The organism is Brachybacterium kimchii (assembly GCF_023373525.1).
GTDB lineage: Bacteria > Actinomycetota > Actinomycetes > Actinomycetales > Dermabacteraceae > Brachybacterium > Brachybacterium kimchii.
The window spans coordinates 1,161,297-1,182,549 of the sequence record NZ_CP097218.1 but is presented as its reverse complement, the minus strand read 5'-3'; the positions used below and the strand labels follow the sequence as shown (position 1 = coordinate 1,182,549).

Genomic DNA, 21,253 nt, shown 5'->3' with positions numbered 1-21,253 from the left:
CTCGGGTTACCGTGAGTGGCCGCCCGTCACCGTGCCGCGCCGCCCACGCCGTCTCACCCGCTCCAGGAGGGGCCCATGACAGCCGATCGCCCGGACCCCGCAGGCGAGCTGGTCCTCGAGGTCCTCGAGGGCTGCGGCCCGCTCGCCCGGCGCGAGGCGGAGCAGCTCGGCACCGTCGTCTCCGAGGAGCCGACGGAGCTCCGGCTCGCGGTCCCGGATCTGACGGCAGCGATCCCCGTCGCACGCTCCTGGCGCCGGGTCGTCGCCGCCTCCGCGGTGCTCGCCCTGCCCGCACGTCGACCGCGCGAGCTCCTCGAGACCTCCGCGCAGCAGCGCATCGGCGAGCTGATCGAGCAGGTGCGGCGCGCGAGGCCGCGCCAGCGCTTCGGTGCGCTGCGTCTGCGTGCGGCCGGCGCCGACAGCCCCGACATGCGGCGCCTGTCCGCGGCGATCGCCGAGCGAGTCGGGCTCCCGGTCGCGGACGACGGCGACCTCGTGGTCCGGGTCCGCCGGGCGCCGGCGGCGGGGGAGTGGGAGCTTCTCGTGCGCCTCACCCCGCGTCCGCTCTCGACCCGGTCCTGGCGCACGGGCGATTACCCCGGCGCCGTGAACGCGACGATCGCCGCGAGCTGCCTCGATCTGCTCGGCGTCGGCCCTCAGGACGAACTGCTGGACATGACCTGCGGCTCGGGCACGTTCCTCATCGAGCAGCTGCACGAGGTCGCGCCCCGTCGGGCCGTGGGCGTCGACCTCTCCGAGCAGGCGCTCGAGCTCGCGCGCGGCCATCAGCGGGCCGCGAGGCGCCGCGGCCGCATCGACTGGGTGCACGGGGACGTCCTCGAGACGCCGCTCGAGGGCGGCTTCACGCGCCTCGTGACGAATCCGCCCTGGGGCACCCTGCACGGGGAGCACGAGAGCAACGAGCAGCTGCTCGGGGCCCTCATGTCACGCGCCGCGGAGCTTGCGGCGCCCCGGGCGCGCCTCGCGATCCTCACCCACGAGATCCGGCGCATGCACGCGGCCCTCGAAGGGCGCGCGGGCTGGCGCCTCGTGGACGAGCACAGGTTCTTCCAGAAGGGGCATCATCCCCGGCTCTTCCTGCTCGCGCGGGGCTGAGCGGCGCGGGCGAGCACGGCCCCCGAGGGGCCGCGGTCCCGCCTCAGAACCCGCGGTCGCCGCGACGCAGCACGAGCAGCGCCTCGGGGTCGCCCTCGAGGCGCACGCGGGAGACGCGATCGCGGCCGAAGGCCCACAGGGTCAGCTCGGTCGGGCTGCCGTGCACGCGCACGGAGCCGATGGGGTCCTTCGACGGCACGCGCACCCCGCCGAGCGGGGAGACCAGGGTGACGTCGACGTCGGTGCGCACGAGCGGGCGCGCCATGCGCTTCAGATGCGTCCACAGCTCCTGGTCATGGGCCTCGGAGAGCGTCCGCGGCTCCCAGCCGGGGCGCGCGCGCAGCAGGTCCTCGTGATGGACGAGGTACTCGACCGTGTTCGCGAGCGAATCGACGAGGCGGAACGGGGAGAAGCGCGGCGGACCGCTGCGCAGCATCTCGACGCGATCGGCCCAGGTGCGCTCCTGGAGCCGGCGCAGGGCGGCGTACGAGCGGTCGGCGATCGGGCCGACGGGGAGCTTGGGGCCGATCATGAGGTCCTGGCGCTGCTCGCGCAGGATCAGATGCTCGAGGAGCGCGGACGCGTCCCACTCGTCGATCACGGTGGGGGCGTCGGGCCCGAAGGACACGAGGTCGTCGGCCAGGGCGGCGCGCTCGTGGCGGGCCAGGGGCTCGGAGTGGGGGGACATGGCGCCATGATAGGCGCGGCGGATCGGCGGACGCCGGGTGCGCCCTGTGTGTCCGCCGACCGCGCGCGGGAGCCTCACTCCTGGTTGCTGAAGGCGGCGTCGAAGGCGGCGTCGGACACCGGGTAGTCCAGGGACTTCAGATGCTCGATGGCCTCGGCGGCGCCGTGCAGGCGGTCCATGCCCGCGTCCTCCCACTCGACCGAGAGCGGCCCGTCGTAGCCGACCGACCGCAGCGCCCGCAGGCATGCGTCGAAGGGCACGTCGCCGCGCCCGAAGGAGACGAAGTCCCAGCCGCGGCGCGGGTCTCCCCAGGGCAGATGGGAGGACAGCCGTGTGTTGCGCCCGGTGATGCGCACGCGCACGTCCTTGCAGTGCGCGTGGTAGATCCGGTCGCCGAAATCGGTGATGAAGGAGACCGGATCGATCTCCTGCCACATCATGTGCGAGGGGTCCCAGTTCAGGCCGAAGGACTCCCTGTGGCCGATCGCCTCGAGGGTGCGCTGCGTGGTCCAGTGGTCGTAGGCGATCTCGGAGGGGTGGACCTCGAGGGCGAAGCGCACTCCGCACTCCTCGAAGACGTCGAGGATCGGGTTCCAGCGCTCGGCGAAGTCCTCGTAGCCCTTCTCGATGACGTCCGCGCCGACCGGCGGGAACATCGCCACGTACTTCCAGATGCTCGAGCCGGTGAAGCCCGTCACCGTGCTCGCGCCGAGCGCTCTCGCGAGCCGCGCGGCGTCCTTCATGTCCTCGGCGGCGCGCTGCCGCACGCCCTCGGGCTCGCCGTCGCCCCACACGCGCGAGGGCACGATCCCCTGGTGGCGGAAGTCGATCGGGTCGTCGCAGACGGCCTGTCCCACGAGGTGGTGGGAGATCGTCCACACCTTCAGGCCGTAGCGGTCGAGGATCTCCTTGCGTTCGGCGATGTACTCCTCGTCGTCCCATCGGGAGGCGTCGAGGTGCTCGCCGGAGATCGCGATCTCCAGGCCGTCGTAGCCCCAGCCCGAGGCGAGCCGCGCGACCTCCTCGAGCGTGAGGTCGACCCACTGGCCGGTGAACAGGGTGTGCGGCTGAGGCATGTCTGATGCTCCTTCGGATCGGACGGTGCGTACTTCGGTGGATGGAGTGGGCGTGCCCCGGGCCGATCACGCTCGGCCGGCGGGCATCAGGTGACGGGCGTCAGCCGACGGGCGTGCTCGCCCCGTCGGCCGCGTCGGAGGCGATGACGGCGTCGAGCACGCGCTGCAGGGCGAGGCCCTCGGCGAAGTCGGGGGAGAAGGGCTCGCCGCCCGTGATCGCGACCAGCAGGTCGTGCGCCTGGTTCGTGAAGGCGTTCTCCCAGCCCAGCGCGTGCCCCTGCGGCCACCAGCCCTCGAGGTAGGGGTGCTCGGGCTCGGTGACGAGGATGCGCGTGAAGCCCTGCTCGGCGACCGGGACGGTCCGATCCAGGAACCAGAGCTCGTTGAGCGCCTCGAGGTCGAAGCGCAGCGCACCCTCGGTCCCGAAGAGCTCCACGACCAGCTCGTTCTTGCGGCCGGTCGCGAGGCGGCTGGCCTCGATCGAGGCGATCGCCCCGCCCTCGAGCTCGAGGGTCGCCCACGCGGCGTCGTCGACCGTCACCGGCTCGAGGGCGCCGTCCTCCCCGGGCCGCTCGGGGACCGCGGTGGTGAGGCGACCCCGCACCGAGGTCGCGCGCAGCCCGGTGAGGAACTGGATCTGGTCGATCGCGTGGGAGCCGATGTCCCCGAGGGCCCCCGACCCGGCCGTCTCGCGGCGCAGCCGCCAGCTCATCGGGGCGCTCTCGTCCACGAGCCAGTCCTGCAGGTAGCTCGCGCGGGCCTGCAGGATCCTGCCCAGGCGCCCGGCCGCGACGAGACGGCGCGCCTGTGCGAGCGCGGCCACCCGGCGGTAGGTGTGGCCGAGCGCCGCGACCTGGCCGCGCTGCTGGGCGGCGTCGGCCGCGGCGACCATCCGCTCGGCCTCGGCGGTGTCGTTCGCGATCGGCTTCTCGCAGAGCACGTGCTTGCCCGCCTCGAGCGCGGCGATCGCGATCTCGGCGTGCAGGAAACCGGGCGTGCAGATGTCGACGATGTCGATGTCGTCCCGCGAGATCGCGCGCCGCCAGTCGGTCTCGTGCTCCTCCCAGTCCAGGCGGCGCGCCGCCTCGGAGACCTTCTGCTCGTCGCGTCCCACGATCACCCGGCGGGCGACGGGAGGGCCGTCGAAGGCGGCGCCCAGGGTGCGCCAGGCCTGCGAGTGGGCGCGTCCCATGAACTCGTAGCCGATGAGGGCGATCCCGAGCGGACGCTCCTCGCCCTCTCGGGGATGCTGGTCAGGGGTGGTCATGCGTGCTCTCCTCCGCTGATGCTCGTCGGTGCGCTGCCGTGCTCTGCTGTGCCCTGGAGTGCTCCGCAGGGCCCTGCAGTGCCATTCCCGGGGCTGCTCAGAGCGTCGACGCGCTCGGGTCGAAGTCGGCGGGCAGCGGCTCGGGGACGACGGTCGTGGAGGCGACGGCGACGGGCTGCGCCGTCGCCACGGCCTCGTCGATCGAGACCATGACGTCCAGCACGTGCGCGGCGAGCTCGCCGGTGAGGCGGTGGGGGACCCCCGCGCGGATCGCGCGCGCCATCTCGAGGGTGCCGAGCCCTCGTCCGGTGGCCGGGCCGCTCTCGGGCCGCGGCTTCCAGGTGTCGCCGCCCGCGCCCGCCTCCTCGCGCAGCGAGAGCATGCTCGCGCCGTCGAAGACGTTCGGGTCGGGAGCGGCGATCGTCCCGAGCGAGCCCGTGAGGTCGAGCTCGGCCGGGTAGGCGGCGCCGGAGTCGAAGGTGAGCATGACGGTCGCGGTGGTGCCGTTCTCGAAGGAGAGCAGGGCGCTGACCTGGGTGGGGACCTCGACGGGGAAGTCCTGGCCGGCCTTCGGGCCGGAGCCGATGGTGCGGGCGGTGACGGCCTGCGTGCCGACGGCCGTCACCGAGGCGACGGGGCCCTGGGCGAGCACGAGCGAGGTGAGGTAGTAGGGGCCGATGTCGAACAGCGGGCCCGCGCCGAGGGCGAAGAGGAAGGCGGGGTTCGGGTGCCAGGACTCGGGGCCGGGCACGCGGAACAGGGCGAGGCCGAAGCGGGGCTCCCCGATCGCGCCGTCGGCGATCTGCCGCAGGGTCGACTGGATGCCGGCGCCGAGCACCGTGTCCGGCGCGCCGCCCACGCGCAGTCGCTTCTCCTTCGCGCTCGCGAGCAGTGCGGCGGCGCTCTCCCGGTCGGTGGTCAGGGGCTTCTCGCTCCACACGTGCTTGCCGGCGGCGAGGATCTGCTCGGAGACCTCGAAGTGGGCGGCGGGGATCGTCAGGTTCACGACGATCTCGATCTCCGGATCGTCCAGGACGACCTCGGGTCCGCCGAAGGCGGGGACGCCGAACTCCTCGGCGCGCTGAGCGGCGGCCTCGGGGACGATGTCCCCGATCGCCCGCACGTCCAGGTCGGGGAAGGACCCCAGGTGCTCGAGGTACTGGGCGGAGATGGTGCCCGCTCCGATGATCCCGACTCCGACGCGTCCGGTTCCGCTCATGCTCGTTCTCTCCTCGGTTCTGCCGGCCGGTCGGCCGTGCTGATGGGTGGTGGGGCCTGTGGGTGCTGCGGGTGCTGAAGCTGCTGCGGGTCCCGCGAGGGCTGCGGGGAGGCTCAGCGCCCCTCGTCCAGATGCGCGAGCGAGGCGGCGATGCCTTCGAAGATGTCGCCCGCATAGTCGTCGAACTCGATGACGCCCAGGTGCCCGGCCTCCTGCGAGGCGGCGATGATCGCGTCGACGTCGATCTCGCCGCCGCCCAGCGGCTGCTGGGCGTCCTTGCGCCCGTCGCGCGGGCCGTCCTTGAGATGGACGGCGCGCACGCGGTCGCCGAGCGCGGCGAGCAGCGCGACGGGATCCGATCCGCCGACGGCCGCCCAGTAGGTGTCGACCTCGAGGACGACGTCCGCGCCGAGCGCCTTGTCGAGGACCTCGAGGCCCGTGCGGTCCGCGAAGACGGGCTCGGCCTCGAAGCCGTGGTTGTGATAGCCGACGGCCACGCCCTCGGAGCGCCCGACTTCGGCGGCGGCGTCGAGCAGCTCGGCCGTGCGCCGGATGTCGGCCTCCTGCGTCCACAGCGCGGGATCGCGGTGCGGCTGGATGACGGTGCCGATGCCGAGCTCGGCGGCGGTCGCGAACAGCGCCCGCTGGTCCTCGGCGCCGAGGACATCGGCGTGCGTCGTCGGCGCGCTGAGGCCGAGTGCGCCGAGGTGCTCCCGCAGCATGTCCGCGTGCTCGGCGAGGCCGAAGGGCTCGACGCGGGTCAGGCCCAGGTCGCGAAGACGCGCGAGGGTCCCGGCCGGATCGGCGGCGAGGGCCTCGCGCACGCTGTAGAGCTGGACGGAGATCTGCACGGGGGCTCCTTCGACGCGGTGCGGTGACGCGGCAGCAACCGGTTTCCTGTGCGCCGCGTCACCAGCCTACGAGGTCGAGGGGCCTGCCACAACGACCGCCCGCGACGCGGTCTCTCAGGCCTCGGGCGCGTCGTGCCCGGGGTCGCCGTCCGCGGGGCCCTCGTCGGCGGCGCCGTCGTCGCCGTCGTCGAGCCCCTGCAGGAACTTCTCGACCTCGGCGGCGATCTCCTCGGCGTCGGGGACGTCGGTGTCGTCGAGCGCTCCCGAGATCCCCATGCGGTCCACGTTCTCCTCGAGGGAGGAGACCATCTCCTGGAGCTGCGGGGAGGCCTCGACCTGCTGGGCGATCGACTCGCGCACGCTCTCGGCCATCGGCTTGAGGGCGGCGGCCGGCAGCAGCGGCCCGCCCTCCTCGCCGACGGCGCGCAGCAGGGAGATCGCGGCATCGGGGTACTCGAGCTCGTGCAGGTACTGGGGGACCTGCACGGCGATCCCGACCACCGTGTGCCCCGCCTCGTGCAGACGCATCGTCAGCAGCGCGGTGAACGGGGCGCGCAGGCGGAAGGTCGCGGGCACGGGGTGCGGGCGGGTGATGTCGGCGCGGTCGCCGGCGAAGCGGCTGACCTGCAGGGCGCGGGTATGGGGCACGGGCGCGGGGAAGCTCTGGGCCACCAGGGTGCGCTCGACGCCGAGCTGCTCGACGACGATCCGCAGGGAGGAGGCGACCCGCTCCCACTGGAACGACGGCTCGGGCCCGGTGAGCAGGAAGAAGGTCTCGCCGCTGGGGTCGGTGACCTCGTGCAGCAGGATCTCCGGCTTGTCGTACTCGGCGAACTCGTCGCGCTCGAGCGTGATCGAGGGCCGGCGGCCCGTGTAGTCGTGGACCTGGTCCATGTCGAGGCGGCCGACGACCCTGTTCTCCAGGGTGTTCAGCAGGTGGTCGTCGACCAGCCGCTGGGCGTGGCCGGCGTCGCCGAAGGCGCCGAGGGTGACCACGAGCGTGCGGCCGCGCAGCGCGCGCGAGTCGACATGGCGTTCGTAGCTGAACAGTGCTGTCGGGTCCATGGTGCGCCTCCTGGTCCTGCCGCTCGGTCGGTGCCGGCGCGGTCGATGCGGATGTCCAGGTCAACGTCCCCGGCGGATCCCGTATTCCGGTCCCGGGGCGCGCAGAGTGTGAGACGGGAGTCATCGGGCCGACGGCGCCTCCTCGCGGCCGCCCACGAGCCTGATCGCGAGCGCGGCGAGCGCCGCGAGCAGTGCGAAGGCCCAGAACGTCAGGCCGTACCCGCTCGCGCCGAGCGCGGCCAGGGCGAGCAGGGGACCGGTGAGGATCGCGCCCGCGCGACGCGAGTTGAGGTAGACGCCGGAGGCGAGGCCGGGCCTGTCGATCGCCTCCTGCATCCACGCGAGTCCGACGCCGGTGAGCGCCGCGATGCCGAGTGCATTGGGGATCTGCAGCGCCACGAGCGCCGCGGGGGAGGCCATCAGCGGCACGAGCGCGTAGTAGAGCGCGGCGAGGAGGGCGCCGGCGGTCAGGAGGGTCGTCGGCCGGATCGTGCGGGTGAGCCGGCCGAGCAGCAGGAGCGCGGGCGCCTCCAGCGCGGCGCAGACGCCGAGCGCGACGCCGGCCCAGACCGTGGCGAGGTGCAGGTGCTCGGTGACCAGCAGGGGCATCGCCGTGACGGATCCTGCGTTGCCCGCCTGCAGCGCGGTGATCGCGAGCACCACGACGACCAGCTCGAGCCGGCGGGCCGGCCTCCGTGGCGCTGCGGCCCCGTCGTCGGCATCGTCGGCCCGCCCGTGCGCGCGGCCTGTCCCCGTGCCGTCGGCCCGTCCCCTCGCGTCCTCGCCCTCCGCCGGCCCCGTGCGCGCGGCCGCGCGCCGCACGCTCCGCCGGATCGCGACGCTGAGGGCGAGCGACCCGAGGGCGACGGCGGCGATCAGCAGCAGCACCGCCCGATCGCCGAAGCCCGTCATCACACCCGTCGCGAGCGGCGGACCGGCGACCCATGCCACCGAGAACACGGCGCGGGTGCGCACCACCTGCTCGGAGCTCGACCCCTCGGAGCGCTGCAGCGCGAAGAGCATCCCCGACCACACGCCGGCGGGCCCGGCGAGCACCACGAGCACGATGCCCGCCACGGTGAGGCTCGTGGTGGCGGCGAGGCTGAGCACGGTGGCGAGCGTGAGCGCCGCGCACAGGATCATCGGGCCCGCGTAGTCGCGTCGGCGGTCCGCCCAGGCGGGGATCACGAGCGCGGCGAGGAAGCCGCTCGCGTTCATGATCGCGAGCACGAGGCCCACCTGTCCGGGGTCCGCGCCGAACAGCGCGGAGAGCAGCAGCGCGATCACGGGGTTCAGCAGGGCGAGCTGCAGTCCGCCGACGAGGGCGGAGGCGGGGATCAGGTAGCGGCTCACCCCGTGAACGATACGGAGCGCTCCGTGCGGGGCGAGTCCCGGCCGACGGGGGCACCGCCGCTGCCCCCGTCGGTCGTGCCCCGGTGGCCGGGGCCCCGGTCTCGCGGCCGATCGGGGCCCCTCGCGGCACGCGAGCGCATACGGTAACCCCCGAGCGGTGCCCTCTCGGCGCCGCGGACGAGGGGATGGGGAGGAGGCGATCTCGATGAGCTCGACGCTGAGCGATGTGGCGCGGGAGGCGGGAGTCTCCAAGGGGACGGCCTCCAAGGCGCTCAACGGCCGGTCGGGGGTGTCCGCGGCCACCCGGGAGCGCGTGGTCGCCGCCGCGGAGGATCTCGGGTGGAAGCCGTCGTACGCCGCGCGGGCGCTCTCGCGCTCGGCGACCGGGGTGTTCGGGCTCGCGATCGCGCGCTCGAGCGAGACCGTGGGCGCGGAGAACTTCTTCATGGCGTTCGTCGCCGGGATGGAGGAGGAGCTCTCCCACAGCGACCGGGCGCTGCTCATGCAGATCGTGCCCGACGTGGGCGCCGAGGCGGTGCTGCTCGAGCGCTGGGCGGCCGAGCGGCGGGTGGACGGGATCGTGCTCATGGACGCGCGCGTGGACGACCCCCGGATCCCGGTCGTCGCCGCCGCGGGAGTGCCGACGGCCGCGATGGCCTGCGAGGACCTGGGGGCGGGCATCGCCATGCTGCTCGTGGACGAGGAGGAGCGGATGCGCACGATGCTCGAGCACCTCGCCTCGCGCGCCGGGGGCGGCCATGAGCGCATCGCCTACGTCGCGGGGCCGCCGGAGTTCCTGCACGTGGCCCGCCGCCGTCGCGCCTTCGAGGAGATCTGCGAGGCCCGGGGGATCGGGGCGAGCGTGCTCACCTCGGACTATCGGCGCGCGTCCGTCGCGCGCTGGGGCCGCGAGATCCTCGCCCTGCACGAGGACGAGGGCTGCCGTGCCGTCATCGTGGACAACGAGCTGCTGGCCGCGCAGCTGCTCGCCCAGCTCCGCGGGGCCGACCTCGCCGTGCCGCGCGATCTCGCGGTCACCGCGCTCGAGGACTCGATCCTGTGCACGGTCACCGATCCGCCGCTCACCGCCCTCGGGAGGGACGTGGGCGAGAACGGCAGGCAGCTCGCGCGCCTGCTCGTCGAGCTCGCCGAGGAGGGCCAGGCGGGCGTCGTGGTCGCGGATCCGGGAGCGGTCGTCGAGCGCGGAAGCAGCTGAGCGGATCCGCTGAGCGCCCGTGCGCTCGCGAGCGGCGGAACGCGCACAGTCGCGCAGGTCACGGAAACCGGTTGCGATCGTTATTAGTTCGTGACCCCGGATTCGGTGCGGTGACCGACGGCACAGCCTAGATTCTGGAGCCATCGGATCAAGGCGGATCCGCGGCTCCAACGGCGGGGCCGATCCTTGAGAGGCCACGGTCACCATGTCCCACCTCGATTCATCCCAGCGCATCCTTTCCGGCTCCACCCGTCGCGGCTTCCTCGCCGCCTCCGGCGCGGCCGGCGGCGTCCTCGCCCTGGCCGCCTGCGGCGGCAAGAGCGGGGGAGGAGCAGGCGCGTCCGACGACCTCGTCGGCGTCGGCAACAACGGCATGGCCGGCAAGGGCCGCAGCGGCGATGCCGCGGACCAGCTGTTCATCGCCGGCTTCCAGTGGAGCCCGCCCACGAACTTCAACACCTTCGCCGCGGCGCCCGCGTGGCCCGCCTCGAACAACGTGGCCCAGTACGTCTACGAGACCCTGCTGCGCTACGACATCGTCTCCGGTGATCTGCTGCCCGGACTGGCGGCGAAGTACGAGGTCGACGGCACGTCCTCGATCACGCTCACCCTCCAGGACGGCATCACCTGGCACGACGGCACCGAGTTCACGGCGGACGACGTGCTGTACACCTTCGAGCTCGGGAAGATCGACGAGAGCCTGGGCGTCGCCTCCTTCTGGGTCGAGGTCGACGAGGTGACCGCCGACGGCAGCACGATCAGCATCGCGATCAACAAGGACCGCAAGAACGTGGGCATGGTGCTGGCGACCCTCGCCCAGCAGTTCGTCGTGCCCAAGGCCGTCTTCGAGAAGGCCGCGAAGGAGACCGGCAACAAGCTCGCCTCCTGGGAGACCAAGGAGTGCATGGGCACCGGTCCGTACACCCTCGAGAAGGCCGACCAGACCCAGATCATCCTGGCCCGCAACGAGAAGTACTGGGGCAAGGACTTCTACGGCGGCCTGCCCGCGCCCACGAAGGTCATCCATCCGATCTTCAAGTCCAACGAGGACGGCAACCTGAAGTTCCAGAACGGCGAGCTCGACGTGATGCAGCAGTTCATCCCGCAGATCTCGAAGATGTGGGACTCCGGCAAGCCCGTGGGCACCTACCTCCAGGAGGAGCCCTACTTCGTGCCCGGGTCGATGCCGATGTTCGTCATCAACACCACCAAGGACGGTCTCAAGGACCCCGAGGTGCGCCGCGCGATGGCCCATGCCGTCGATTACGCGTCGATCGCCGAGACCGCCATGTCGGGATACTCGGCGGACGTGCTGGCCTCGCTCATCGTCCCCGGCGGCGCCGAGGACCAGTGGCTGGACAAGGACAAGGCGAAGTCCGACGGCTGGAGCTACGACCCGAAGAAGGCCGAGCAGATCCTCACCGACGCCGGCTACGCGAAGGGCTCGGACGGCATCTTCGCCAAGGACGGCGTGAAGCTGGGTCCCTGGAAGCTCATCACCCCGCAGGGATGGACCGACTGGAACGCGGCCCTCGAGATCGTGGCCAAGAGCTTCACGGCCGTCGGCATCTCCGCGGCCACGAACTTCCCGCAGCAGGCGCAGGTGACGACCTCCATCCAGAACGGCGACTTCGACCTCGCCTGCTGGTCCGTGGCGGGCTCGAATCCGGCGACGCCCTGGCAGCGGTTCAGCGACGTGATGAGCAACGTCGAGATGGTCGCGCTCGGGAAGACCGCCTACCGCAACTATGGCCGCTGGGAGAACGACGAGGTCAACGACCTGCTCGAGGCCGCCGCCGCAGCCGCGGACGACGACTCCAAGAAGAAGGCGCTGACGGCCCTCGACGACCTCTTCCGCAAGGAGGTCCCGGCGTTCCCGCTCATGTACCGGCCCGACGAGTTCTTCGAGTTCAACGCGAGCAACTGGTCGAACTGGCCCACCGAGAAGAACGACTACGCGCCGCCGATGTTCCGCGGCGCCGGCAACCAGTGGATCTTCAAGATCCAGAAGATCGGCGGCTGAGGCACCGCCGTGAAGCTCGGACGCTACATCGCACGCAAGACGATGTGGTACCTGGTCGCGCTGGTGGCAGCAGTGTCCCTGAACTTCCTGCTGCCCCGGCTCGTCCCGGGCAACCCCGTCGACGTCATCGTCTCCAACCTCACCCGCGGCGGCTCCATCACGGGTGATCAGCAGAAGCAGATCTACGACAGCTTCGTCACCGAGTTCGGTCTGGACCAGCCCCTGTGGCAGCAGTTCCTCACCTACCTCGGCAAGGTGTTCACGGGTGATCTGGGCACGTCCTTCGGCTCGTACCCGACCTCGGTGAACACGCTCATCGGCGACGCCCTGCCCTGGTCGATCGCTGTGCAGCTGCCCGCGATCATCATCGGCTGGCTGCTGGGCAACCTGGTGGGCGCCGTCGCGGCGTTCCGCGGCGGCAACTGGGACCGCAGCGTGTTCACCTCCTCGCTGTTCCTCTCGGCCATGCCCTACTACTGCCTGTCGATCCTGCTGCTCTACGGCCTCGCCGTGGTCGCGGGTGTGTTCCCCGTGGGCGGCGCGTACTCGCTCGGCGAGACGCCCTCGCTCAGTCCGTCCTTCCTCATGGACGCGCTCAGCTACTACTGGCTGCCGTTCCTCTCGCTCGTCGTCGTCTTCATCGGCGGGCAGGCGGTGGGCATGCGCTCGATGGCGATCTACGAGCTGGGCGGGGACTACGTGAACTACGCCCGTGCGATGGGCATCGGCGACAACAAGATCACCCAGTACATCTTCCGCAACGCGATGCTCCCGCAGATCACGGGCCTCGCCCTGTCGATCGGCACGCTCGTCGGCGGCGCCCTGATCACCGAGCTGGTGTTCAACTACCCGGGCGTCGGGACGCTGCTGTTCACGGCGATCTCCAACAACGACTACCCGGTGATCCAGGCGATCACCCTGATCATCACGGTCGCCGTGCTGGTGGCGAACTTCTGCGTCGAGATCGTCTACGGCATCGTCGACCCGCGCATCCGCGCGGCGGCCACAGGGGAGAAGTGACATGTCCGCTCCGAACGCTCCCCTCACCGACGAGAAGGCCGCACCGCGGTCCAACCCGTTCCGCAGCATCAACCTCTCCACCCGGTTCTGGGTCGCCCTGGTCCTCGTCGCCTTCGTGGTGGTTCTGGGCATGGCCGGCTGGGTCTACCCGACGGGCCCGGGCGAGAAGGTCGGGTCCCTCTACGACCCGCCCGGCGACGGGCTGCTCTTCGGCACCGACAACTTCGGTCACGACGTGGTCTCCGTGCTCATGGCCGGCACCCGCACCTCGCTGATCATCGGGCTCGTGGCCGGCATCGTCGCGACCACGATCGGCGTGGCCGTCGGGCTGGTCTCCGGCTTCGTGGGCGGCTGGCTCGAGGAGCTCCTGATGGGCGTCACCAACGTGGTGCTCGCGATCCCCTCGATCATCGTGCTGATCCTGATCTCGATCTCGCTGCCCCAGAGCACCATCTGGTCGCTCGCGATCGTCATCGGCATCACCGCGTGGCCCTGGACGGCGCGCGCCGTGCGCGCACAGGCCAGCAGCGTCGCGACCCGTGAGCACATCGACGTCGCCCGGCTCTCCGGCTCGCGACTGCCCTCGATCCTGCTGCGGGACGTGCTGCCCTACATCCTGTCGTACACGGTGATGGCCTTCGTGCTGCAGGTCTCCGGCGCGATCCTCGCCGAGGCGGCGCTGTCGATGCTGGGGCTCGGCCCGTCGGGCGCGAACTCCCTGGGCACTCAGCTGCACTGGGCGCTCGCCTTCCAGGCCGTCGCGAGCGGCGCCTGGTGGGCGTTCCTGCCGCCGACCATCATCCTCACCCTCGTGTCCTTCGGCTTCCTGCTGCTGCAGGCCAGCCTCGACGAGGTCTTCAACCCGCGCCTGCGACGCGGCAAGCGCCGGCAGATGAAGCAGTCCGCCGCCCGCCGTGCCGAGGACGCCCGTGCGCTCGCCGCCTCGCGCAGCGAGCAGGACGGGGACGACGCACAGGATCCCGAGAGCGAAGCCGTCCCGGCCGCTGGCCGCGGCATCCAGGAAGGAGGCGTGGCATGAGCCTCGCCGCACCGGCCCCCGAGACGCCCTCCCGCCGCGAGGGGATGCTCGCCCGCGCCGTCGACGTCACCGCCGTCTACGGCGGCGGTGAGAAGGACTTCACCGCCGTGGACGCCGTCTCCCTCGAGCTGGGGGAGGGGCAGATCCTGGGCCTCGCGGGCGAGTCCGGCTGCGGGAAGACGACGCTCGGCAACTCGCTCGCGATGATCGCGACCCCGCCGCTGTACGTCCTCGGCGGGCGGCTCGAGATCGACGGTCAGGACATCGACCTCACCACCGTCCACGGCGCGGCCGACGTCAAGCGCCAGCGCCCCTACCGCGGCGGCACCGTCTCGATGCTCCCGCAGGGCGCGATGAACGCCATCAGCCCGACGGTGAGGATCCGCTCCCTCGTGCACGACGTGATGCGCGCGCACGACCGCTCGGTCACCAAGGAGCAGGCGCTCGACCTCGCGCGCGACAGGCTGAAGATGCTCGAGCTGCCCGTGCGGGTGCTCGACTCCTACGCGCATCAGCTCTCCGGCGGCATGAAGCAGCGCGTGATCACCGTGATCTCGACCCTGCTGAACCCGCGCCTGCTGATCGCCGACGAGCCGACCTCCGCGCTCGACGTCTCCAGCCAGCGCATGCTCGTGGAGATGCTGCTCGCGATGGTCGAGGAGGGCATCATGTCCGGCGTCGTCTTCGTGACGCACGACCTCCCGGTGCTCTCCCAGGTCTCGGACAGGCTCGCGATCATGAACGCCGGCCGGATCGTCGAGACCGGGCCGACGGAGCAGCTCGTCCACGACCCGCAGCACCCCTACACCAAGAAGCTGCTCTCCTCGGTGCTCGACCCCACCGAGGAGACCCGGCAGCGTGGCCAGGCCCGGGCGCGCGGGACGACGCCGTCCGCGGTGCCGGCCCCGACCCCTGAGCGAGAGGCGTGAGCACCATGGAGCAGATCACGACGGCCGAGGCGACCGGCGACCGGACCGATGACATGTTCAGCCACAGCGTGGTGACGGGGGAGGCCGTGCTGGCCTGCCAGAACGTCACCAAGGAATTCAGCGTGGCGGGCGGGAAGATCGTCGCGGTCGACGACGTCTCCCTGCAGTTCCCCGCCGGCAGCGTGCTCGCGGTGGTGGGGGAGTCCGGGTCGGGCAAGTCGACGCTCGCCCGCATGCTGCTGCGGCTGATGCCCGTCACCTCGGGCAGCATCACCTACCGCGATCAGGACGTCACGCGACTGCACGGTCGTCAGCTGCGCGGGTACTGGCGCGAGGTGCAGGCCGTGTTCCAGGATCCCTTCGCCTCCTTCAACCAGTTCTTCACGGTCGGCTCGCTGCTGCGGCGCAGCCTGCACCTGACGGAGGTCCCCAAGGACGAGGCCGACGACCTCATCGAGCAGTGCCTGGGCTACGTCGATCTCACGCCCGACGAGGCGATGGGGAAGTTCCCGCACCAGCTCTCCGGCGGCCAGCGCCAGCGCGTGATGATCGCCCGCGCGCTGATGATGAAGCCGACGGTGCTGCTCGCCGACGAGGCGACGAGCATGCTGGACGCGACCCTGCGCGTGAACGTCCTGAACGTGCTCCACGACCTCAAGCACGACCTGGGCCTCACCGTCCTGTTCATCACCCACGACATCGGCCAGGCCTGCTATCTCGCGGACCGCGTCGCGGTGATGGAGCACGGGCGCGTGGTCGAGCGCGGCACCACCGAGGAGGTCATCTTCGACCCCCACGGCGACTACACCAAGAGACTGCTCTCGGACGTCCCCGACCTGAAGGGGAGCCTCAAGCGCAGCGCCTGAGCCGACCGCGCGCGTGGGAGCATCGGGGCATGCGGGATCGGGACGGCGACGGCGATGGGGACGGGGACGGGGCGAGCATCATCTGGGACCTCGGCGGGACGCTCCTGGACACCTACCCGGACGTGGACCGGGCGCTGGCCCGCGCGGTCTTCGGCGACGACCCGTCGGGCCCCGCGCCGGGGCGGATCGCCGAGGTCGCGCGGCTGACGCGGATCTCGAGCGCCCGCGCGAACGACGAGCTGAGCGTCCGCCACGGCGTGCCGCGCCATGAGCTCCAGGAGGCGTACGACCAGGTGAAAGAGCACTGGCGAGAGCATCCCGCGCCCGCGATGCCCGGTGCCCGTGAGGTCATGGATGCCGTGCGGGAGGGCGGGGGAGCGAACCTGGTGGCCACGCATCGCGACGCGTTAAGCGCACGCATGCTCCTGGACGCGGCGGGGCTCGAGGTCGAGGACCTCGTGTGCGCGCCCGACGGCTTCGCCCGCAAGCCCGACCCGCAGATGCTGCAGGCGCTCATCGCGCGCCACCGCCTGGATCCCGCACGGGTGCTCGCGGTGGGGGACCGGAGCGCGGACGTCGAGGCCGCCCGCGCCGCCGGCGTCCCCGCCGTACTCCTCGAGACCCCGGGAATCCATCTGCCGGCGGGCTCCGCCCCGCGGATCACCCGCCTCGCCCAGCTGCTCGACATGCCGCCGCTCACCGCGCGCCGATAGGCTGGGCGAGGCGTCCGCAGCGGGCGTCGACCCAGGGAGAGGAGTCGCACCGTGGGCGCGATCACGCCATGGCATCTCCTCGCACTCGGCGAGATCGGCCCCGAGGAGCACGCGCGGCTCCGGCGGATCCTCGACTCCGAGAACGGAAGGAATCCATGACCGCGACCTCCCGGCCCGCACACCTCACCTGGGACACGCTGCGCCTCGACGACGCCGAGCAGCTGTGCTCGCTGATGAACGACATCGGCGAGGCCGACGGCACCGGCGAGATCATCTCCCTCGAGTCGACGCGCGAGTTCCTCGGGACGCCGGGCACGGATCTGGCCCGCGGGTCGATCGCCGTGCGCGAAGGCGATCGACTGGTCGGCTACGGCTGCGTCGACGTCGCGGCGCAGCCCGATCGCGAGGGACGTGCGCGGTGCCGTCTGCCGGGAGGGGTGCATCCTTCCCGCCGGCACCGGGGGATCGGCGGCCGGATCCTCGATGCCCAGCAGGGGATCGCCGAGCGCCTGGCGGCGTCGGAGCACCCGGGCCGAGCCGGTCACATGCACGTGGGCGGAGGGCTCGAGGGCTCGGACGTGCGTCCGCTGCTCACCGCCCGCGGTTTCGCGCCCGTGCGCTCCTTCCTGGAGATGCTCCGCGGGCTGCCGGGGGAGCAGGTGCCGCCCTCGCCGCCGATCGCGGGCATCGAACTGCGCGCCCCCGGTGACGCGGACTCCGAGTCCGTGCACGCCGCGCATGTCGCCGCCTTCGCCGACCACTGGGGATCGGCGCCGTCGTCCCCGGAGCGCTGGGCGCACATGTGGAGCGCCTCGACCCGTCGCCCCGAGTTCTCCTCGGTCGCGGTGGACGGGTCGGGTCGCGTCCTCGCCTACGTGATGACCGATGTGTGGGAGGACCGCCGCCTCTACATCGCGCTGGTCGGCACCCGGCCCGAGGCCCGCGGGCGCGGGATCGGCACCGCCGTGCTCGCCCGCACCCTGCGCCTCGCTGCGGCGGCGGGGGAGTTCGACGAGGTCCAGCTCGAGGTCGACGGCGAGAGCCTCACCGGAGCGACGCGGCTCTACGCGCGACTCGGCTTCGTGAAGGACAAGCAATTCACGCTGTATAGTAAAGATCTGTAGAAAAAGGCTGTATAGATGGCGATCATCCACAGGGCGCAGCTGACGCCCTCGAAGCCCGAGATCCTGCGCGGCCTGCTGACCTCCCGCGGCTGGCTCGAGGACGGGGACCTCACGGTCCTCGGTGCCTATAGATTCGATGATCCTGCAGGTCAGGTGGGTATCGAGTGTCATCTGGTGCGCACGGGGGAGACGGTCTTCCATCTGCCGCTGACGTATCGCAGCGCACCGATCGAGGACGGCCGCGCCGACGCCGACGTCGACGCCGTCGAGGTCGTCACGACCATGGAGCACTCGGTGCTCGGCACGCGCTTCGTCTACGACGCCCTCGACGACGAGGTGGCGCTCGACGCGTTCTGGCGCGCGCTGTGCGACGAGCAGCAGCAGGCGGAGCTCGACGTCTACGACGGCGACCGGCTCGTGGAGCGCCGCAGCCAGTCCGTCGAGCTGCGGCTCGAGATCGACGCGGGAGCGCAGGCGCCGCGCCTCGGACAGCTCGAGGACGACGGCGCGTCGTTCACGATCGCCCAGAGCATCGGCGGACTCGACGGCGCGGTCCGTCTCGTCGCCGACTGGGGAGAGGGCAGCGGGGTGATCGCCGCGTACGACGGGGACTGAGCGGCGCCCGTCGCGGGTCTTCCGCTCTACTTTACATAACGTGCATTATCGGCGTTGCGCGGAGTGCTCGCCACGTAGGCTCTTCCGCACGCCCGCGCACCAGAACCCACTGCAGAACCCGCTGACCTCGACGAGGAGACTCCGCATGCTGTTCGGCCCGGCCGACCCGAAGCACCTGCACCTGATGTCCTTCAACATCCGCATGGCGTCCGACGAGACGCGTCCGGGCGACAGCGACCACTGGCCGGACCGCGCGCCGCTCCTGGACGCACTGCTGCGCACCGAGCAGCCGACGCTCCTGGGCATCCAGGAAGGGACCTTCCCGCAGCTGCCCGTCGTCCAGCGCGCGCTGCCCGGCCACCGGATGGTCGGCTCCGGGCGCGAGGGTGGCAGCGCCGGAGAGCACGCGGCGATCTTCTTCGATGCCGAGCGCCTGCACCTCGAGGCCTGGGACCAGCTCTGGCTCTCGGACACGCCGCGCCTCGTCGGCTCGCGCACATGGGGCAACCAGGTCACCAGGATCCTCACCTGGGCGCGCTTCCGCGACGCTGTCACAGGAATCGTGTTCGCGCACGTCAACACGCATTTCGACCACGAGGTGGAGCATGCGCGCGTGCGCAGTGCGGGGCTCCTGGCGGGACTCGTGACGAGCCCGGAGCTCGCCGAGCTGCCGATCCTGGTGACGGGGGACTTCAACTCCCCCGCGCTCTCCCCCGCCTGGCAGGCGCTCGTCGCCCGCGGCCCGCTCGTCGACCTCTGGGAGTCGGCCGACCGTCGGGTCACGCCCGCGTGGGGATCCTTCCCCGACTACGGGCCTCCGGTCGAGGGCGCCGAGCGCATCGACTGGATGCTCGCCTCCCCGGACGTCCATGCGGAGAAGATCGGCATCGGCGCGGTCCCCGCCGGGCGGCCCGCGCCCTCGGACCATGCGCCCCTGCACGCGCTGATCCGCCTGGGCTGAGCCTCACGGCGGCCCGGGCGGATCAGGATCGGGCACCCCTCGGGCGCCCGGAGCGGGGATCTCCGGTCAGATCCCGCGCGGCGCGTAGTCCTTGTCGGAGACGAACGAGGTGAATGCGCTCTCCGAGCCCTGGAAGACGCTCGAGTCCCCCGCGAAGGGCGCGGAGTCGGAGAACTGCCACATGTCCCAGTCCCACCAGCGTCCGGGCAGGTTCGTCGGCTTCTTCGAGCTGTAGTACGCGATCTGCATGGGCGTGTGCGCGGGAGCGAAGTCCCCGACGTACTTGTCCCACCAGTTGGCGTTGGTATAGATCATCGGCCGACGGCCCACGGCGCTCCTGTACGCCGAGATGAAGCCGGAGATCCAGGTCTGCATCTCCTTCTGGCTGAGCCCGAAGTTCGCGGGCACGCCGGAGACGGACTCGAGATCGAGCATGCCGGGCAGCGTCCGACCGTCGGCCGACCAGCCGCCTCCGCCGTTCAGGAAGGCGTCGACCTGCTTCTCCGGACCGCCGGAGTCGGGGCGCGCGAAGTGGTAGGCGCCGCGGATGATCCCGGCCTTCGTCGCCGAGCTGTACTGCTGGCTGAAGGTGCTCGAGTGCCAGGTGTTGCCCTCGGTCGCCTTGATGAAGGCGTAGCGCGAGCCCTTGGACATCTGCGCCTTCCAGTCGACGCTGCCCTGGTAGGTGGAGACGTCCTGGCCGGGGATGCCGGCGGGGATCGAGGCGGCGAGCGCCGGTGCGGTCGCGAGTCCGCCGACGGTGAGCGCGGAGACGCCGACCGCTCCCCCGCGCAGCAGGGCGCGGCGGGAGGCGGGGTGCCGGGAGTCGGAGGTCGGAAGGGGGCGGGAGGGGCCTGTGGCGCCGGCGGCACGCGCGTGCCGGGGAAGATAGCGGGTCACGGGGATGCTCCTGAGGTGGGGGAAGTCGCGACTGCGGAGCGAGCCGCGCCCGGTCACCGTAGCGGCCTTGGAGGCCCAGGTCACTCCCCCGGCGCCCGTGTCGCCGGATTCGCCGGAACCTCGGGACGTCGATCCCGGGCCGCCGTCACGCGCTCGTCGCGCGCTGTTCGCCCGCCCGTCCACGCCGTTCACGCCGCGTGCGACGACGACCGAGCATCGCGAGGACCGCGACCACGAGGAGGTCGAGCCCCAGCATCCCGAGCACCCATGGCCCGCCGGCGCCGCCCGCCGCGGAGCGGTCGATGACGATCCCGCCGTCGCCCACCGTGAGCGCTGCGAAGAGCATGAACACCATGTTGTTGCCCACGTGGAAGGCGATGGAGGCCTCGATGCCTCCCGTGGCGATCGCCAGCAGGGCCCCGCACAGCCCGAAGCCCGTGTAGTAGAGCGCGAGCCAGGGATCGGTGGCGCCGTGGACCAGGCCGAACAGCACGGTCGACAGCGCGGTGCCCAGGATGATCGCCCCCAGCGGGCGATGTCGGATCCAGGAGCCCAGCAGCGGGAGCAGCGTCCCCCGGAACATGATCTCCTCGCCGGCCGCCTGCAGAGGCGTGGTCAGCAGGGTGATGAGCACCAGCGGCAGGGTCGACGCGCCGACCTGCACGGCGCTCTCCGCGCGCAGGTCGGGGCTCGCGAGGAGGGCGGCGCCCAGGGCGAGGGCGATCACGAGCAGCACGATCACGACGCCGCGCAGCGCCCGCCCCCAGGAGAAGGGCCGCGCGACGGCCAGGGCCGCCCGCCACGGCACGCCCGCGATCCAGCGCAGGGCGAGCAGCGAGACGGGGATCAGCAGCGCGAGGCAGAGGTTCGTCAGCAGCATCAGGGACGGGGACAGTCCGCTCCCCGCCGGCGCCGCCCCGTGCAAGGCCATCGTCGCGATCACCCAGAGGATGCCGGCGGCGATCTGCGAGGAGAACATGATCGCCATGAGCGCGACCAGAACGGCGATCGGCGCCCACCAGCGCGTGCGGACATGCGCCCCGAACGGCCGATCGCGGAGCACCGACGCCCGGGCTTCCGCGTGCGGTGCGGGCGGGGTCGGCCCGACGGGCGGGCCGGGCGCCCGGCCCGTCGAAGGAGGAGTCTGCGGGGCATCGGAGGAGGTCATGGCTCCACCCTTCCGGAGCCCTGCCCCTGCGGCATCCGCCTCTC

The 21,253-nt window shown here is 71.9% G+C and carries 20 protein-coding genes; 11 read left to right on the top strand and 9 right to left on the bottom strand.

The features are described from left to right. The first annotated feature begins 75 nt into the window (after positions 1-75). Positions 76-1,116 (top strand): methyltransferase, encoded by a 1,041-nt coding sequence (locus M4486_RS05780; RefSeq protein ID WP_249480222.1) that lies wholly within the window; start codon positions 76-78, stop codon positions 1,114-1,116. Between the two features lie 43 nt (positions 1,117-1,159). On the opposite strand, the gene M4486_RS05775 is transcribed toward M4486_RS05780, so the two are convergent. The 7 genes from M4486_RS05775 to M4486_RS05745 all read right to left on the bottom strand — a co-directional run bounded on the left by M4486_RS05775 (position 1,160) and on the right by M4486_RS05745 (position 8,635). Then, positions 1,160-1,804 carry a TIGR03085 family metal-binding protein gene (locus M4486_RS05775; protein ID WP_249480221.1) on the bottom strand — a complete coding sequence of 215 codons (645 nt, stop codon included), beginning with the start codon at positions 1,802-1,804 and terminating at the stop codon, positions 1,160-1,162. Between the two features lie 74 nt (positions 1,805-1,878). Beyond that, positions 1,879-2,880, bottom strand: coding sequence for a sugar phosphate isomerase/epimerase family protein (locus tag M4486_RS05770; RefSeq protein WP_249480220.1), 1,002 nt, complete (start codon positions 2,878-2,880; stop codon positions 1,879-1,881). A 100-nt stretch (positions 2,881-2,980) separates the two neighbouring features. Then, a complete protein-coding gene (locus tag M4486_RS05765; protein WP_249480219.1) occupies positions 2,981-4,147 on the bottom strand; it encodes a Gfo/Idh/MocA family protein in 1,167 nt (388 codons plus the stop codon). A 97-nt stretch (positions 4,148-4,244) separates the two neighbouring features. Beyond that, on the bottom strand, positions 4,245-5,366 hold the full coding sequence (locus tag M4486_RS05760; protein ID WP_249480218.1) for a Gfo/Idh/MocA family protein: 1,122 nt from the start codon (positions 5,364-5,366) through the stop codon (positions 4,245-4,247). 113 nt (positions 5,367-5,479) lie between these two features. After that, positions 5,480-6,217, bottom strand: a complete 738-nt coding sequence (locus M4486_RS05755) for a sugar phosphate isomerase/epimerase family protein (protein WP_249480217.1) — start codon at positions 6,215-6,217, stop codon at positions 5,480-5,482. Positions 6,218-6,331: 114 nt separating this feature from the next. Continuing rightward, on the bottom strand, positions 6,332-7,282 hold the full coding sequence (locus tag M4486_RS05750) for a PAC2 family protein (protein ID WP_249480216.1): 951 nt from the start codon (positions 7,280-7,282) through the stop codon (positions 6,332-6,334). Positions 7,283-7,402: 120 nt separating this feature from the next. Next, entirely contained in the window at positions 7,403-8,635 is a 1,233-nt protein-coding gene (locus M4486_RS05745) for an MFS transporter (protein ID WP_249480215.1), read from the bottom strand. 205 nt (positions 8,636-8,840) lie between these two features. On the opposite strand from M4486_RS05745, the gene M4486_RS05740 reads away from it, so the two are divergent. The 10 genes from M4486_RS05740 (at position 8,841) to M4486_RS05695 (ending at position 19,141) form a co-directional block, all read left to right on the top strand. Then, positions 8,841-9,851 carry a LacI family DNA-binding transcriptional regulator gene (locus M4486_RS05740; protein ID WP_249480214.1) on the top strand — a complete coding sequence of 337 codons (1,011 nt, stop codon included), beginning with the start codon at positions 8,841-8,843 and terminating at the stop codon, positions 9,849-9,851. A gap of 205 nt (positions 9,852-10,056) precedes the next feature. After that, a complete protein-coding gene (locus M4486_RS05735; RefSeq protein ID WP_249480213.1) occupies positions 10,057-11,874 on the top strand; it encodes an ABC transporter substrate-binding protein in 1,818 nt (605 codons plus the stop codon). Positions 11,875-11,883: 9 nt separating this feature from the next. Beyond that, positions 11,884-12,894, top strand: coding sequence for an ABC transporter permease (locus tag M4486_RS05730; RefSeq protein ID WP_249480212.1), 1,011 nt, complete (start codon positions 11,884-11,886; stop codon positions 12,892-12,894). Between the two features lies 1 nt (position 12,895). Continuing rightward, positions 12,896-13,933 carry an ABC transporter permease gene (locus M4486_RS05725; RefSeq protein WP_249480211.1) on the top strand — a complete coding sequence of 346 codons (1,038 nt, stop codon included), beginning with the start codon at positions 12,896-12,898 and terminating at the stop codon, positions 13,931-13,933. Further along, positions 13,930-14,862 (top strand): ABC transporter ATP-binding protein, encoded by a 933-nt coding sequence (locus M4486_RS05720; RefSeq protein ID WP_249480210.1) that lies wholly within the window; start codon positions 13,930-13,932, stop codon positions 14,860-14,862. Before M4486_RS05725 ends, M4486_RS05720 begins: the two co-directional genes overlap by 4 nt. A gap of 5 nt (positions 14,863-14,867) precedes the next feature. Continuing rightward, on the top strand, positions 14,868-15,728 hold the full coding sequence (locus M4486_RS05715) for an ABC transporter ATP-binding protein (RefSeq protein WP_249480209.1): 861 nt from the start codon (positions 14,868-14,870) through the stop codon (positions 15,726-15,728). 29 nt (positions 15,729-15,757) lie between these two features. Further along, on the top strand, positions 15,758-16,441 hold the full coding sequence (locus M4486_RS05710) for an HAD-IA family hydrolase (RefSeq protein WP_249480208.1): 684 nt from the start codon (positions 15,758-15,760) through the stop codon (positions 16,439-16,441). 155 nt (positions 16,442-16,596) lie between these two features. Further along, on the top strand, positions 16,597-17,565 hold the full coding sequence (locus M4486_RS05705) for a GNAT family N-acetyltransferase (RefSeq protein ID WP_249480207.1): 969 nt from the start codon (positions 16,597-16,599) through the stop codon (positions 17,563-17,565). 15 nt (positions 17,566-17,580) lie between these two features. Further along, the gene (locus M4486_RS05700; protein WP_249480206.1) at positions 17,581-18,180 is read left to right on the top strand and encodes a maltokinase N-terminal cap-like domain-containing protein; all 600 of its coding nucleotides are present in this window, start codon (positions 17,581-17,583) and stop codon (positions 18,178-18,180) included. Positions 18,181-18,325: 145 nt separating this feature from the next. Next, the gene (locus tag M4486_RS05695; RefSeq protein WP_249480205.1) at positions 18,326-19,141 is read left to right on the top strand and encodes an endonuclease/exonuclease/phosphatase family protein; all 816 of its coding nucleotides are present in this window, start codon (positions 18,326-18,328) and stop codon (positions 19,139-19,141) included. A gap of 66 nt (positions 19,142-19,207) precedes the next feature. On the opposite strand, the gene M4486_RS05690 is transcribed toward M4486_RS05695, so the two are convergent. Both M4486_RS05690 and M4486_RS05685 read right to left on the bottom strand, forming a co-directional pair. Further along, positions 19,208-20,041: a GH25 family lysozyme gene (locus M4486_RS05690; protein ID WP_249480204.1), complete on the bottom strand. Its 834-nt coding sequence runs from the start codon at positions 20,039-20,041 to the stop codon at positions 19,208-19,210. A gap of 145 nt (positions 20,042-20,186) precedes the next feature. Then, complete coding sequence (locus tag M4486_RS05685; protein WP_249480203.1) at positions 20,187-21,209, bottom strand: CPBP family intramembrane glutamic endopeptidase; 1,023 nt, start codon at positions 21,207-21,209, stop codon at positions 20,187-20,189. Positions 21,210-21,253 lie beyond the last annotated feature (44 nt).

Excerpts from the sequence above, each read along its gene's own strand:
- M4486_RS05780 (WP_249480222.1), top strand. The coding sequence starts at position 76 with ATGACAGCCGATCGCCCGGACCCCGCAGGCGAGCTGGTCCTCGAGGTC.
- M4486_RS05775 (WP_249480221.1), bottom strand. The coding sequence starts at position 1,804 with ATGTCCCCCCACTCCGAGCCCCTGGCCCGCCACGAGCGCGCCGCCCTG.
- M4486_RS05770 (WP_249480220.1), bottom strand. The coding sequence starts at position 2,880 with ATGCCTCAGCCGCACACCCTGTTCACCGGCCAGTGGGTCGACCTCACG.
- M4486_RS05765 (WP_249480219.1), bottom strand. The coding sequence starts at position 4,147 with ATGACCACCCCTGACCAGCATCCCCGAGAGGGCGAGGAGCGTCCGCTC.
- M4486_RS05760 (WP_249480218.1), bottom strand. The coding sequence starts at position 5,366 with ATGAGCGGAACCGGACGCGTCGGAGTCGGGATCATCGGAGCGGGCACC.
- M4486_RS05750 (WP_249480216.1), bottom strand. The coding sequence starts at position 7,282 with ATGGACCCGACAGCACTGTTCAGCTACGAACGCCATGTCGACTCGCGC.
- M4486_RS05740 (WP_249480214.1), top strand. The coding sequence starts at position 8,841 with ATGAGCTCGACGCTGAGCGATGTGGCGCGGGAGGCGGGAGTCTCCAAG.
- M4486_RS05735 (WP_249480213.1), top strand. The coding sequence starts at position 10,057 with ATGTCCCACCTCGATTCATCCCAGCGCATCCTTTCCGGCTCCACCCGT.
- M4486_RS05725 (WP_249480211.1), top strand. The coding sequence starts at position 12,896 with ATGTCCGCTCCGAACGCTCCCCTCACCGACGAGAAGGCCGCACCGCGG.
- M4486_RS05720 (WP_249480210.1), top strand. The coding sequence starts at position 13,930 with ATGAGCCTCGCCGCACCGGCCCCCGAGACGCCCTCCCGCCGCGAGGGG.
- M4486_RS05715 (WP_249480209.1), top strand. The coding sequence starts at position 14,868 with ATGGAGCAGATCACGACGGCCGAGGCGACCGGCGACCGGACCGATGAC.
- M4486_RS05710 (WP_249480208.1), top strand. The coding sequence starts at position 15,758 with ATGCGGGATCGGGACGGCGACGGCGATGGGGACGGGGACGGGGCGAGC.
- M4486_RS05705 (WP_249480207.1), top strand. The coding sequence starts at position 16,597 with ATGACCGCGACCTCCCGGCCCGCACACCTCACCTGGGACACGCTGCGC.
- M4486_RS05700 (WP_249480206.1), top strand. The coding sequence starts at position 17,581 with ATGGCGATCATCCACAGGGCGCAGCTGACGCCCTCGAAGCCCGAGATC.
- M4486_RS05695 (WP_249480205.1), top strand. The coding sequence starts at position 18,326 with ATGCTGTTCGGCCCGGCCGACCCGAAGCACCTGCACCTGATGTCCTTC.
- M4486_RS05685 (WP_249480203.1), bottom strand. The coding sequence starts at position 21,209 with ATGACCTCCTCCGATGCCCCGCAGACTCCTCCTTCGACGGGCCGGGCG.